Raw genomic sequence first — 14862 nt, 5'->3', positions numbered from 1 at the left:
GGGTTATCCCTTCCTTATTTACTTACTTAGAATATTATTTAATTTTGTAACAAAATCTAGTGGATTTTCAAGGGTAAATCCCTCTATTAATAATCCTTGATTGTAAAGGATATCTGATAAATCTTTTAGTTCAGCTTCTGAAGCATTTTGAAGTTTATTAAATAATGGATGATTTGGATTTATTTCTAAAACTTTTTCAGCTTTAACACCTTCATTACCTGGAATTTGAGATAAAAGTTTTTCCATTTCTAAAGAAACCTCTCCTTTAGATGACAAAGAAATAGAGCTATCTCCAAGTTCAGGATTTAATTTGATTTCAACAACTTTTTCTTTTAATGTTTCTTTTATTTTATCAAGAAGTGATTTATTTATTTCAGAAAGTTTTTTAATCTCTTCCTTCTCTTCCTCGGTTTCAAAAGTCACCTCATTAACTGATTTAAATGTTTTTTCTTTGAAAGTATTTAGGGTTTTTAAAGCAAATTCATCTGCTCCCTCTGTAAGATATAAAACTTCAAAACCTTTATTGATAACATTTAAAACTTTAGGCATTTTTTGAAGAATATCTAGGTTTTCTCCAACTGCATAGTAGATGTCATTTTGGTCCTCTTTCATTCTTTCAACATACTCTTTAAGAGATGTGTACTCTAAATCTTTAGAACTTTTGAAAAGAAGAAGATTTTCTAATTTATCTTTATTTAGTCCAAAGTTTTCATGAACACCAAATTTAATATGTCTTCCAAAAACTTCCCAGAATTTGATATATTTATCTCTGTCATTAGTCATTAATTTTTCAAATTCACTTATAATTTTTTTCTCTAAATTTTTAGATATAGCTTTTAGTTGTTGAGTTTTTTGTAAGATTTCTCTCGATATATTAAGAGATAAATCGTCTGTATCGACTAATCCTTTTATAAAATTAAAATATTGAGGAATTAGTTCTTCGCATTTATCCATTATAAAAACGTTTTTAGTATATAGTTGAAGTCCTCTCTTATATTCTCTTGTATAAAGATCATATGGTGGAACTTGTGGTATAAATAAGATAGCATTATACTCTAGATTTCCTTGAACATTAAAGTTAAAATGGAAAAGAGGATCTTGCCAATCGTGGTAAGTAGATTTATAAAATTCGTTATAATCTTCATCTTTTAACTCATCTTTAGGTGTTTTCCAAATAGGTTTAGTTGAGTTGATTCTTTCGTCTTTTAACATTATTGGGTATTTAACATAATCAGAGTATTTTTTTACAAGACCTTTAATTTTATATTCGTTTAAAAACTCTTTGTCTTCATTGTTGTCTTTTAAATATAAGGTAATCGAAGTTCCTCTTTCTGTTTTATCAATCTCTTCAATTTCATAACTTCCTTCCCCTGTAGATGTCCATCTAACACCTTTATCGGAGTAAGGTGATTTAGTTTCTAATACAATTTTATCAGCAACCATAAATGCAGAATAAAAACCAACTCCAAATTGTCCAATTATATTTAAGTCGTTATTCTTTTTAGCTTCTTCTAGTGAAGCTAAAAATGCTTTTGACCCAGATTTAGCAATAGTACCAATATTCTCTACAACTTCTTCAAAAGTCATACCTATTCCATGATCAGTGATAGTTAGAGTTCTTAATTCTTCATTAGGAGTAATAGTTATACAAAGTTCTTCAGAAGAATTCAAGATATGGGTATCTGTAAGAGCCTTGAATTTTAACTTATCAGTGGCATCACTAGCATTTGAGATTAGTTCTCTTAAAAAAATTTCCTTATGAGTGTAAATAGAGTGTACCATAAGGTTTAAAAGTTCTTTAGTTTCAGCTTGAAATACTTTTGTTTCTTTTTTCATTGTATCCTCCTTAAAAATAGCACTCCACATATATCGTGGCTAATAAAATATATATCATAAAGTTAGAAAAAATGTCAAGAGTTTCTAAAGAAAAACTTGTAATTTATAATTCTTTAGTATATAATCTTTATGTAATTAGTAAAGAATATAAAAAGGTTGGTATATAGATGATTTTTCAAAGAACAGAGTTGTTGATAGGTACAGAAAACTTAAATAAGTTAAACAGTTCCCATGTGCTTGTATTTGGAGTGGGAGGAGTAGGTGGATTTGTAGTAGAAGCTTTAGTTAGAGCTGGTATTGGAGAGTTGACAGTTGTTGATTTTGATACAGTTGATATAACAAATCTTAACAGACAAATAATCGCTACTCAAGATACTGTTGGTAGAGATAAGGTTGAGGTTATAAAAGAAAGAGCGTTATCAATAAATCCAAATATAAAGATAAATGCCTATAAAGAAAAATTTTTTAAAGACAAAAGAGATATATTCTTTTCAGAAGATAAAAAATATAGTTATATTGTTGATGCAATAGATATAGTTACAGCAAAATTAGATTTAATAATGATAGCAAAGGAATTAAAAATTCCAATTATATCATCAATGGGAACTGGAAATAAAATAAATCCAACAATGTTAGAGATTGCAGATATATCAAAAACATCTGTTTGTCCATTAGCAAAAGTTATGAGGGTAGAATTAAAAAAGAGAAGAATTCAAAAGGTAAAGGTACTATTTTCAAAAGAGTTACCGATGAAACCGAAGAATCTAGAGAATAATAGAGAGAAGCAAAGTAATGTAGGAAGTATATCTTTTGTACCATCTGTAGCAGGTCTTATAATAGCAAGTGAAGTTATAAAAGATATAACTAGTTTGAAAAATTTAGGAGGAAATTAATTATGAAAAAAATAGGAGTTTTTTATGGAACAACATCAGGAATAACAGCTGGAATAGTTGATGAGATAGAGTTTTACTTAAGAGGAGAGGAATACGAGGTTTTTGATGTAGCAAATGGAATTGATGAGATGGAGAGTATTGAAAATCTAATTTTAGTTTCACCAACTTATGGAGTTGGAGAGTTACAAAAAGATTGGGAAAATGTATACGATAAATTAAAAAGTTTAGATTTTACTAATAAGGTAGTAGGAATAGTAGGTGTAGGAAATCAATTTGCATTTGGTGAATCATATGTTGGATCAATGAGAAAATTATACGATGCAGTTACAGCTAAAGGTGCTAAAGTGGTAGGATTCACTTCAACAGAAGGATATAGCTATGAAGAAACTGAATCAGTTGTAGATGATAGATTTGTTGGTCTTGCTCTAGATGAAAGCAATCAAGATAATGAAACACCAGATAGAATAAAAGCTTGGATAGAAGAGATTAAACCTCTTTTTAATTAAGGAAAAATTATGAAAAAATATCAAACATTAAATCAAATTGAAGTAAAAGAATTGCTAGTGCAAGAGAACACAGTACTTTTAGATGTTCGAACAGAAGAGGAATACTGGGAAAAGTCAGTGAGAGATAGTTTAAATATTCCACTTCATGAATTAGAGGAAAGAGTTGTTGAACTGGACAAGAATAAGACGTATATAACTTTTTGTAGAAGTGGAATTCGTTCTAAAACAGCAGCTTTAATTTTATTAGAAGAGGGATTCACAAAAGTTTTTAATTCACAAGAGGGAATATTAACTTGGAAATAAAATTTGACAAAATTATTTTCATATGTTACCATAATGAAAATAAAAAATTAAAGGAGAGTTCTAATGAAAAAAGATCAAGTTATTTCAAACAATGTAAATAGACAACCCATCCCCCCTAGATAGGGATTTGTGTTTTAAGCATTAGTTTATGTTTAGATACAGATCCATTTTGTGTTACGATTTTGGATCTGTATCTAAGGGGAAATAACTTTGAATGAAAGATTATTTTTTATAGGATTCTTTTGATGAGGGTCACTTAGGTACAAAACTGTACTTGAGTGGCCCTCTTTTATTTTTATTAAAAATTTGGGAGGAGTATAAAATGATAGGAATAGAAACGTTTATTACATTTGGAGCATATTTATTATTTTTAATAGGAGTAGGAGTTTATTTTTATGGAAAGACCTCCAGTTCTGAGGACTATTTAATAGGTGGTAGAGGAGTGGGTAGCTGGGTAACGGCACTATCAGCACAAGCTAGTGATATGAGCGGGTGGTTGCTGATGGGATTACCAGGTGCAGTATATCTTTCAGGATTTGGACAAATTTGGGTTGTTATAGGTTTAACAGTAGGAACGTATTTAAATTGGAAATTTATAGCTCCAAAGCTTAGAGTTGAAACTGAAATAGAGGATACATTGACTTTACCAACTTTTTTAGAGAAAAAATTAAAAGATGATAAGGGAACGATAAGAAAAGTTCTAGCTGTGGGTACACTGTTTTTCTTTACAATTTATTCATCATCTGGATTGGTTGCAGCGGGTAAACTATTTGAATCAATACTAGGTATTGATTATAAAGTTGCTGTAGTAATAGGTGCAATAACAATAGTTGTATATACATTCATGGGAGGATATTTAGCTTCGTGTTGGACAGATTTTTTTCAAGGTGGGTTGATGTTTTTTGCTATAATAGCTGTTCCATTAGTAGCGTATTATAAAATTGGAGATATAGAAACAGTTAGGCAAGGAATTGAATTGAAAGGAATTTCATTAAATATATTTAAACAAAATGGAGAAAATATAGGGATATTGGGAATATTATCTTCTTTAGCTTGGGGGCTAGGATATTTCGGACAACCTCATATTTTAGTTAGATTTATGAGTATAAGTGACGTAAAAGAGTTGAAAAAATCTAGAAAGATAGCTATGATATGGGTAGTTATATCTTTAATAGGTGCAATAGCAATTGGACTTTTAGGAATACCTCTTTTTAAAAATGTTGCAGAGTTAGGAGGAGATGCTGAGAAAATATTTATATATATGATAAAAGAGTTATTTAATCCTTGGGTAGCAGGAATTTTATTAGCTGCAATATTATCAGCAATAATGTCAACGATAGATTCACAGCTATTAGTTTCATCAACTACTTTAACAGAAGATTTTTATAAATATATGAAAAAAGATGTTTCTGATAAAGAGGTTATGTGGGTTGGAAGAGTATGCGTTGTTGTAATAGCTTTATTGGCTTTATTATTTGCTTTAAATCAAAATGCTAAAGTATTGTCATTAGTAGCTTATGCATGGGGAGGATTTGGAACAATATTTGGACCAGCTATAATATCAGTACTTTATTTTAAAAATGTAAATAGTAAAAGTGTTTTGACAGGAATTTTAGTGGGGATGTTTGTATTTTTAATATGGAAGGTTTTGGGATTAGATAGTTATATGTATGAGTTACTACCAGGATTTTTCAGTAATTTAATCACAGTTTACATAGCAGAAAAAGTAGTTTTTAAAAATATAGTTAAAGCTTAAAAAAAAGGTGCAAAATTATTTTGCACCTTTTTCTAAATTAAGTAAGTGAGCTTTTAAAGATAAGCCATAGGCATACCCAGTTAGCTTACCATTAGAGCCGATTACTCTATGGCAAGGTATAACTATTGGAATCGGATTTTTATTATTTGCCAATCCAACAGCTCTACATGCTTTAGGATTACCAATAGTGATAGCAATATCCTTATATGTTTTAACTTCGCCGTATGGAATTTCAAGAAGAGCTTTCCAGACAGCTTTTTGAAATACTGTTCCTATGGGGTTTATTTTAAAAGTAAATTCTTTACGTTGTCCATTTAAAAATTCAAAAATCTCTTTTGAAGCTTGATTTAAAGAATCAGTTAGTTTAAAAGTTCTATTTGAAGTGGGTTTGTTAAGTTCGATTTTAATAATTTCATTATTTAATTCTTCAATTTTAAGTAAGCCCAATGGAGTATCAAAAATATAAAAATAACCTGGAATAATATTTTTCATAAACTCTCCTTAAAAATTTTTATCTAAATTGTACTTAAAAAATATAAATAAATCAAGGTTAATTTAAAATATATTTTGTACGTTTATTGTTTAAAACTTTTAAAAATGAATTAAATGTAGTATAATAAAGCGTTATGGTTTTTATAAATTAAAAGGGAATTAAGTGAAAAACTTAAACGGTCACGCCACTGTAAAATGGACAAAAATAGATAAACCACTGGGAAACTGGGAAGGACTATTGGAGGAAGAAGTTGAGTCAGGATACCTGCCATAAAAATAAACTGCGAGTGACAGAATGGGAGGATTAAATTAAATGAAAAAAAGATTTTATATTGCAGGATTGGTTCTTGCATCTAGTTTAGCAATGGGACAAGAAAGGGTTGTGAAATTAGAGGAAAGTGTTATAACAAGTGAAAATACAGAAACTACAATAGCGGATATACCTAAAAATGTAACTGTATTGACAGGGGAAGAGATAACACAAAGGGGAGCTAAAACAGTAGCAGAAGCTTTAAAGTTAGTATCAAGTGTTATTGTAAAAGAGATGGGTGGAGCAGATGCAGCATTTGACATAAGAGGTCAAGGTGCTACGGCAAAATCAAATGTTATAGTATTAGTTGATGGAGCACCAATCAATTCAATTGATTTATCAGGATATCAAACAAGCAATATACCTGTAGATAGCATTGAAAGAATTGAGGTAATACCTTCAGGAGGAGCAGTTTTATATGGAGATGGAGCAGTTGGTGGAACAATAAATATTGTAACTAAAGTGCCAGAAGACAAGAAAAACTATGGAAGTTTGAACAGTGAAATAGGGTCTTATGGATTAAAAAAACAACAAGTTACTTATGGTACTAAAATAGGAGAAAAACTTTTAGTTGAAGTAGATTACTTAAAAAGAGAAAAAGATGGATATAGAGATTATTCTAAAGATGATTTAGAAAGCTTTGGAATTAGAAGTAGATACAAATTAAATGATGGAGAGTTAAAATTTAAATATAACTATTCAAAGAATGAATTTAAAGCCCCTGGGTCATTAACTAAGGATGAGGTTAATGATGATAGAGAACAATCATCAAGTGAGTCTTGGAGAATATATGATGGAAAAACAGAAAAGAATAATTTTGTGGGAGATTATATTTATAATATAAACTCAGATTTAGAGTTTAAATTATTGGGAACATATACAAAAGATTCGTATAGAAATAAAAGCATAAGTCCTTATGGTAAAGGAACAGCTGATTATAAAACAGAAATTTTATATTTGAAACCGCAGTTAAAATATTCATATCTGGATGAAAGCTATATTGTATTTGGTGGAGATGTGTATGATGGGGAAACAAAAAATTATTCCTCTTCTGGTGATTCGAAAGTTGAAAAAAACTCTTTAGGTGGGTTTTTAATAAATAGTTACACAATTGATAAATTTAGATTTACTCAAGGGTATAGAAGGCAAAATGTCGAATACAAAGGTAAAGAGTTTTCTAGAAAGAAGTTTAATGAAGATGCAGTAGAATTGACAGGTAGCTATTTATATTCTGATTCAGGTTCGACATATATAAGTTATACAAAAGTATTTAGAACACCTAATACAGATGAGTTAAATCCAAGTTACATGGAAAAAAACTATGAATTTGTGCCACAGAGAACTGAAACTTATGAAATAGGAATAAAAGATTTTGTGGGTAATACATATGTTTCAACATCAGTATTTTACATAGAAACTAAGAATGAGATATATTTTGATTCATACAGTTATTTTAATAAAAACTTTGAGGGAACAACAAAAAGAAAAGGTATAGAGTTTTCATTAGAGCATTATTTTAATAAGTTGACAATTTCAGAATCAGTAACTTATATGAAAACAGAGTTTAAAGAGGGGAAAGATATTCCAGGTATTCCGAATATAAAGGGAGTTTTAAACTTTAATTATAAATTTAATGAAAAATTAAGTTTTAATAATTCGTGGGAGTATTATGGAAAAGCTTTTGCAAATGGAGATGAAGAAAATATAGGTAAAAAGGTAGATGATTATATATTATCAGGATTATCTATTGGGTATGATTTCCAAGATGGGTTAGTTATAAATGCAGGAATCAACAATCTATTTAATGAGAAATATTATGATTATGTAGGGGGAGTAGATTCGGAAAGATATTATTACCCAGCACAGGAAAGAAATTATTACATTGGATTTAAATATACTTTTTAATAAAAAGAATGCTCTTTTCAAGATATGAGAAGAGCATTTTTTACATATATGTTATAATTGAAATATATTTTTACAAAAGAGGTGGGGAAATGTTAAGAAAAATATTTATACTAAATATAGCTATATTTACAATAGGGTATTCAAAATTATTTACAGATGGTGTTGGAAGAGAGGTTGTGATTCCTGAAAAAGTAGAAAGAGTGATTTCAACAGTTCCATCAAATACAGAGATAATAATAGATATGGGATTAGTTAATATTTTAGCTGGAGTAGATGTATACTCTGAAAAAATCTCCAAAGAGTTGGAGGGTAAAGGGATTTTAAATACAGACAGACTAAACGAAGAGAAAATAATGGAGTTGATGCCAGATTTAGTTATAACATCACAACATAATCTATCTAAAGGAAAAGAGAGTTTAAAGGTTTTTGATGAGGTTGGAATTCCAATCTATGTGATGAAAACTCCAAACTCTTTAGAAGAAGTTAAAAATTCAATAGATGAGATTGGAAATATTTTAAATGAGAAAGAAAAGAGTGATAATTTAAAAGAGAGTTATGTGAAAGAGTTAGAAAAATTAATTTCACAAAATAAAATTCAAAAGCGAGTCTATTTTGAAATTTTAAATGACCCCATATATACAACAGGAGGAAAAACATTTTTAAATGATGTTATAGAGAATGCTGGTGGAAAAAATATATTTGAAGATAAAGATGGATGGATTTCACCAACTCTAGAATCTATTATTGAAAGAAATCCTGAGTTTATATTTGTGGGAGAGGACAGGAAAGAGATTGTAGAGGATATAAAAAATAGACCTGAATGGCAGGAGATAGATGCTGTAAAAAATAGAAAAATATATTTTGTAGATGAGGGGATTAATAGGCCATCTACAAGAGTTTTAAAATCTTTAAAACAGATAAAGGAAGTGCTTTTAAATGATAAGTTTTAGTTTTATTCCAAAAAGTAAAGAGGAAGAAAATTTTTTTAAAGTGTATGAAACATTAAAAAATGAAGGAGTTACAGGAATAGAAACAATAATTGGGGATCATTTACCCCTAGAAAGTTATAAAAAATATCCCGTAAAAGGAGTACACCTATTATATTATCCAACTTGGCTAGAATTTTGGAAAGAGGATCAAGAAAAAGTTAGAGAGGATTTTTATAACGACGAAGGAATATTGAATTATTATCGTTCTTTTAAAAAAGAGATTCTATTAAAAACTTTTAAAAAGCAATTTGAAGATGCAAAAAAAATAGAAGCAAAATATTTAGTTTTTCATGTTTCACATGTAAGACCTAAGCATATATTTACATTTGATTTTGATTATACATCTATAGAGGTATTAGATGAAACTTTAAAAATAGTGAATGAAGTTTTTAAAGGGGATGGACCGTTACTTCTTTTTGAAAATTTACCGTGGCCAGGATTAACTTTAAAAGATTATCAGCTAACAAAATATTTTTTTGAAAGGGTAAAGTATGAAAATAAAGGGTTTCTATTAGATTTATCTCATATAATATGTACAGAAAGAAATATAAATAACTTTCAAGAGGCAGATCAATATATTATAAAAAAAATAAAAAATTTAGGTAAGTTAAATAGATTTGTTTATGGTGTTCATGTGAATGGGATTGATTTTAAAAATTATTTAGATAAAGATTTTTCTAAAGAAATAGAAGAGTGGTCAAATGGAGATAGAAATGGAAAATTTAAAATTGAATTGGAACATATGAAAAATCTTGATCCACACAAAGTTTATAAAGGAGATTTAAAGTCAATATTCAATGAATTACCAAATCTAAAATATATAAATTTAGAGTTAAATTTTTCATCTCTTGATTGTTTAGAAGAGATTATAAAAGAACAATTAAATTATATAAAATAAATTCTTAAAAGATAAAAAATATGATATACTTTATATTATAAAATGTTAAGATTTTCGCGGGAGGACAGATGACACAAGGAAATTTAGATATAGATAAAAATATAGATGAAAACGCAATAAAAGAGAATGAGAATATAAAAGAGGAAATTCAAGATGAAGTAGTATCAGATCCTAATAAGTTGTATAACATATTAGGAGTAATGTTTGAAACTACAAAAAAAAGATATAGCTTTGAAATTGTAGATGAAGTAGAGTATAAAAAAGGAGATAAAGTGATAGTAGATACTATCAGAGGTAAAGAGATTGGTATTGTTTACGGCGGACCAATGCAACTTCCTGAAAGAGTCTTGGTATTACCACTTAAACCTGTAGTAAAAAAAGCTAGCGAAGAAGAGATTCAAAAATATGAAGTTCTTCGTCAAGAAGCTAGAGAAGCATTTAAAGTTTGTAAAGAAAGAATTACTCATCATAAATTACCTATGAAATTAATAGAAACAGAGTACACATTTGATAAAACAAAGTTAATATTTTATTTCACAGCAGAGGGTAGAATTGATTTTAGAGATTTAGTAAAAGATCTTGCAAATATATTTAAACTGAGAATAGAGTTAAGACAAATTGGTGTTAGAGATGAAGCAAGAATACTAGGAAATATTGGTGTTTGTGGAAAAGAATTGTGCTGTAGAACATTTATAAATAAATTTGATTCAGTGTCAATAAAAATGGCTAGAGATCAAGGGTTAGTAATAAATCCAACTAAAATATCAGGTGTGTGTGGAAGATTACTTTGTTGTATAAATTATGAATACAAGCAATATGAAGAGGCATTAAGAGTTTATCCTGCTGTAAATCAGTTTGTTAAAACTCAAAAAGGAGAGGGAAAAGTAACAAGTATAAGTCCATTAAATGGATTTTTATATGTAGATGTTGAAGGAAAAGGAATCATGAAGGTTCTTATTGATGAGATAAAGTTTAATAAAAAAGAAGCAAAGAAATTACAGAATGTTTTATCAACGGAAGAGATGCAACATAAGGTTTTAGAAAAGGAGTAAGTAAAAGAAAATGATTTTTGAAAATGAAGATATAGCTAATATTTGTGAAGGGTACACTTTAATTCAAAAAAAAGAAGGATTTAGATTTGGAACTGATGCAGTTTTGTTAGCTAATTTTTTCAATGGAAAGAAAAATTCTAAAATATTAGAAATTGGAACAGGAAATGGTATAATTCCAGTATTATTATGTGCTAAAGATAAAATATCCAAAATAAAAGCAGTAGAGATACAAAAAGAAATTGCAGATTTGGCAGTTAGAAATGTTAAAAGAAATGGATTAGAGGATAGGATAGAAGTTGTAAATATGGATATAAAAAATATCCAAGAAGGAAATACATATGACTATATAATTTCAAATCCACCATATATGGTTTTAGATGGAAAAGAAATTAATGATAAAGATATAAAAAGTATAGCAAGACACGAAATAAAGCTTAACTTGAAAGAGTTTATAGCAAATGCTAAAAGGTTATTAAAACCAAGAGGCGAGCTTTTCATGGTGCATAAAAGCTATAGAATTTTAGAAATTTCAGAAGAGCTTATAAAAAATGGGTTTTCAGTTAAAAGAGTCAAGTTTGTTCATTATTCAAAAGATAAAGATTCGAGTATTGTTTTAATTGAAGCTAGCAAAGGGAGAAAAAATATATTAAAAATTGAAACTCCAATTTTTTTAAACGATAATTAGAGATACTTTAAGGGAGAGGAGTTGCCTCTCCCTATTTTAATGGAGGTGTCACAGAGATGTTTAAATTAAATTCAAAATATAGTCCAACAGGAGATCAGCCAGAAGCTATTAAAAAACTAATTAAAGGGCTAGATGAAGGTGTAAAGGATCAAACTTTATTAGGAGTAACTGGATCAGGAAAGACGTTTACAATAGCTAATATAATAAAAGAAAGTGGCAGACCAGCATTGATATTAGCTCCAAATAAAACATTGGCAGCACAGTTATTTGCAGAGTATAGAAGTTTTTTTCCAGAAAATGCGGTAGAATATTTTGTTTCATATTATGATTATTATCAACCAGAAGCCTATATAGCAACAACAGATACTTATATAGAGAAAGACTCCTCGATAAATGATGAGATAGATAAATTTAGAAATGCGACAACAGCTGCTTTGATAAATAGAAAAGATGTTATAATAGTTGCTTCAGTATCAGCAATTTATGGACTTGGATCACCAGAAACTTATAAAAATTTAACTATAGCAATTGATAAAAAAACAGGTTATAGTAGAAAAAAATTGATATCAAAGTTGATAGAGTTACGATATGAAAGAAATGATATTGCTTTTGAAAGAGGTAAGTTTAGGGTAAAAGGCGATGTAATAGATATATATCCATCTTATATGGAAAATGGTTATAGAATAGAGTTTTGGGGAGATGATATTGAGGAAATCTCTGAAATAAATACATTGACAGGTCAAAAGATAAAAAGAAATTTAGAGAGAGTTGCAATCTCTCCAGCTACTCACTATGTAACAGAAGAGGGGGAACAAGGAAGGATTATAGAGGAGATAAGAAAAGATTTAAAAAAAGAAGTTAAAGAGTTTGAAGAGAAAGGAAAACTTTTAGAAGCTCAAAGATTAAAGCAAAGAACGGATTATGATTTAGAGATGATAAGAGAAGTTGGGTATTGCAAGGGAATTGAGAATTATTCAAGATATTTGACTCATAAAAATCCTGGGGACAAACCAGATACTTTAATGGATTATTTTCCTAAAGATTTTATTGTTTATATAGATGAATCTCATATTGGTGTTCCTCAAATAAGAGGAATGTATAATGGAGATAGAGCAAGAAAGACAGCCTTAGTTGAAAATGGATTTAGATTAAAATCAGCCCTAGATAATAGACCTTTGACCTTTGAAGAGTTTAGAGAAAATTGTGGCCAAACAATTTTTGTTTCAGCTACTCCAGGAGATTTTGAGATAGAAAAATCCAATGGTCACATAGCTGAACAACTTATTAGACCAACAGGAATTTTAGATCCAATTATAGAGGTTAGAGAAACTAAAAATCAAGTAGATGATCTATTAGATGAGATTAGAAAAAATGCTTTAAAAAAGGAAAGAGTGTTGATAACTACTTTAACTAAAAAGATGGCTGAGGAATTAACAGAGTATTATATAACTTTAGGTGTTAAAGTAAAATATATGCATTCAGATATAGATACTTTAGAAAGAATTGAGATTATTAGAGGACTAAGAAAAGGTGAGTTTGACGTTTTAATTGGAATAAATTTATTGAGAGAGGGTCTTGATATACCAGAGGTATCATTAGTTGCTATTTTAGAAGCTGATAAAGAAGGGTTTTTAAGGAGTAAAAGATCTTTAGTTCAAACAATAGGAAGAGCAGCTAGAAATGTTGATGGAAGAGTAATATTGTATGGCGATGTTATGACTGATTCTATGAAATATGCTATTGAAGAAACTAAGAGAAGAAGAAGGAAACAAGGGGAATATAATTTATTAAATAATATAGAGCCTAAAACAATTATTAGAGAAGTTTCAGAATCTTTATTTAATTGGGAAGCTGAAGAGGAGAAAATAGTTGAAACTAAGCATTTCACAAGTAAAGAGGATATTGAAAAAGAGATAAAAAAATTAATCAAGGAGATTAAAGTATTATCTGAAGAGTTAAACTTTGAAAAAGCTATAGAGAAAAGAGATGAGATGAATAAATTAAAATTGATGTTATTAGAGATGTAGGAGTGAACTATGGAAGAGAAAATTTATAGTGTAACAGAGTTTAATAAAATGGTAAAAGGATATATGGATGAAAATCCAAACTTTCAAGAATTTTTTTTAAAAGGAGAGCTTTCAGGAGTAACATATTATAAAAGTGGTCATTTATATTTTACTTTAAAAGATAAGCAGAGTCAGATAAAATGTGCAGCGTTTAATTATAAATTTAAAAGAATATCTGAAGATTTAAAAGAGGGAGATTCTGTAAAGATATTTGGAGATGTTGGGTTTTATGAAGCTAGAGGAGATTTTCAGGTATTAGTTAGACATGTACAAAAAGAAGATAAGCTTGGTGAGATGTTTGCAAAGTTAGAAAAGTTAAAGAGGGATTTGGAAAGAGAGGGTTTATTTTCGCCATTATTTAAAAAAGTTTTACCTAAATATCCAAAGGCAATAGGAGTTGTAACGGCGTATACAGGGGCAGCATTTCATGATATAGTAAATACAACGAGAAAAAGATTTGAAAATGTAGATATTTATATCTACTCTGCTAAAGTTCAAGGTGTAGGAGCTAAAGAGGAGATTATAAAAGGTATTGAGACATTAAATAAAATACCAGAAATAGATTTAATTATTGCTGGTAGGGGTGGAGGAAGTGTTGAAGATTTATGGGCCTTTAATGAGGAAGAGGTAGCAAGAGCATTTTTTCAAAGTGAAAAGCCAATAATATCAGCTGTAGGACATGAGATAGATAATTTATTATCTGATTTAGTAGCAGATGTTAGAGCAGCAACTCCAACTCAAGCAATAGAAATATCTATCCCTGTAAAAAAAGAGATAGAAAAGCAGTTATCAGAAAAAGAAAAAAGAGTAAAGGATAGTATCAATAGAGTAGTAAAAAAGAAAAAGGATGAAATGGATCAATTGCAAAATAACTATGTATTAAAGAACTTTATAAAAACTGTAGAGGGAAAAAATCAAATCTTAATATCGAAAGAAGAAAGAATTGAAGATATTATGAAAAAAATATTTAAAAATAAAAGTCACGAATTAGAAGTATACACAGAAAAAATAATTGCTTTAAACCCCTTGAATGTTTTAAAAAGAGGTTATAGTATAACTAAAATAGATAATAAAGTAATAAAAGAAAGTTCACAAGTAAAAGTTGGAGATTTAGTTGAAACGACTATAAAGAATGGAAAAATAATTAGTAGAGTAGAGGAGATTATTTAAA

General features: G+C 28.8%; 13 protein-coding genes and 1 riboswitch. Of the genes, 11 read left to right on the top strand and 2 right to left on the bottom strand.

The annotated features are described in order from the left end of the window. Nucleotides 1-18 precede the first annotated feature (18 nt). Nucleotides 19-1836 (bottom strand): molecular chaperone HtpG, encoded by a 1818-nt coding sequence (gene htpG / locus ACRC8M_RS11525; RefSeq protein WP_438529265.1) that lies wholly within the window; start codon nt 1834-1836, stop codon nt 19-21. 167 nt (nt 1837-2003) lie between these two features. Here htpG and ACRC8M_RS11520 point away from each other — a divergent pair, with 167 nt between their 5' ends. The 4 genes from ACRC8M_RS11520 (at nt 2004) to putP (ending at nt 5294) form a co-directional block, all read left to right on the top strand. Beyond that, complete coding sequence (locus tag ACRC8M_RS11520; RefSeq protein WP_438529264.1) at nt 2004-2729, top strand: tRNA threonylcarbamoyladenosine dehydratase; 726 nt, start codon at nt 2004-2006, stop codon at nt 2727-2729. 2 nt (nt 2730-2731) lie between these two features. Further along, entirely contained in the window at nt 2732-3235 is a 504-nt protein-coding gene (locus tag ACRC8M_RS11515; RefSeq protein WP_438529263.1) for a flavodoxin, read from the top strand. 9 nt (nt 3236-3244) lie between these two features. Further along, on the top strand, nt 3245-3538 hold the full coding sequence (locus ACRC8M_RS11510) for a rhodanese-like domain-containing protein (RefSeq protein ID WP_438529262.1): 294 nt from the start codon (nt 3245-3247) through the stop codon (nt 3536-3538). 322 nt (nt 3539-3860) lie between these two features. After that, entirely contained in the window at nt 3861-5294 is a 1434-nt protein-coding gene (gene putP, locus ACRC8M_RS11505) for a sodium/proline symporter PutP (RefSeq protein ID WP_438529261.1), read from the top strand. A 15-nt stretch (nt 5295-5309) separates the two neighbouring features. Here putP and ACRC8M_RS11500 read toward each other — a convergent pair whose 3' ends face one another. Then, nucleotides 5310-5786 carry a methylated-DNA--[protein]-cysteine S-methyltransferase gene (locus tag ACRC8M_RS11500; RefSeq protein ID WP_438529260.1) on the bottom strand — a complete coding sequence of 159 codons (477 nt, stop codon included), beginning with the start codon at nt 5784-5786 and terminating at the stop codon, nt 5310-5312. Nucleotides 5787-5904: 118 nt separating this feature from the next. Then, nucleotides 5905-6073, top strand: a riboswitch (cobalamin riboswitch). A gap of 26 nt (nt 6074-6099) precedes the next feature. On the opposite strand from ACRC8M_RS11500, the gene ACRC8M_RS11495 reads away from it, so the two are divergent. The 7 genes from ACRC8M_RS11495 (at nt 6100) to xseA (ending at nt 14861) form a co-directional block, all read left to right on the top strand. Further along, nucleotides 6100-8001, top strand: coding sequence for a TonB-dependent receptor (locus ACRC8M_RS11495; protein ID WP_438529259.1), 1902 nt, complete (start codon nt 6100-6102; stop codon nt 7999-8001). An 89-nt stretch (nt 8002-8090) separates the two neighbouring features. Continuing rightward, nucleotides 8091-8951: an ABC transporter substrate-binding protein gene (locus ACRC8M_RS11490; protein WP_438529258.1), complete on the top strand. Its 861-nt coding sequence runs from the start codon at nt 8091-8093 to the stop codon at nt 8949-8951. Further along, nucleotides 8938-9888: a hypothetical protein gene (locus ACRC8M_RS11485; RefSeq protein WP_438529257.1), complete on the top strand. Its 951-nt coding sequence runs from the start codon at nt 8938-8940 to the stop codon at nt 9886-9888. Before ACRC8M_RS11490 ends, ACRC8M_RS11485 begins: the two co-directional genes overlap by 14 nt. Before the next feature lie 68 nt (nt 9889-9956). Continuing rightward, entirely contained in the window at nt 9957-10940 is a 984-nt protein-coding gene (locus ACRC8M_RS11480; RefSeq protein WP_438529256.1) for a PSP1 domain-containing protein, read from the top strand. A gap of 10 nt (nt 10941-10950) precedes the next feature. Then, the gene (locus tag ACRC8M_RS11475; RefSeq protein ID WP_438529255.1) at nt 10951-11625 is read left to right on the top strand and encodes a tRNA1(Val) (adenine(37)-N6)-methyltransferase; all 675 of its coding nucleotides are present in this window, start codon (nt 10951-10953) and stop codon (nt 11623-11625) included. Between the two features lie 56 nt (nt 11626-11681). After that, on the top strand, nt 11682-13652 hold the full coding sequence (gene uvrB, locus ACRC8M_RS11470) for an excinuclease ABC subunit UvrB (protein ID WP_438529254.1): 1971 nt from the start codon (nt 11682-11684) through the stop codon (nt 13650-13652). A 9-nt stretch (nt 13653-13661) separates the two neighbouring features. Beyond that, entirely contained in the window at nt 13662-14861 is a 1200-nt protein-coding gene (gene xseA, locus ACRC8M_RS11465) for an exodeoxyribonuclease VII large subunit (protein ID WP_438529253.1), read from the top strand. Nucleotide 14862: the final 1 nt, after the last annotated feature.

The sequence above is a fragment of the Cetobacterium sp. genome, from assembly GCF_051653945.1.
Taxonomy (GTDB): domain Bacteria; phylum Fusobacteriota; class Fusobacteriia; order Fusobacteriales; family Fusobacteriaceae; genus Cetobacterium_A.
The sequence above is the reverse complement of the archived record's forward strand: the minus strand, read 5'-3'. Positions and strand labels throughout refer to the sequence as shown.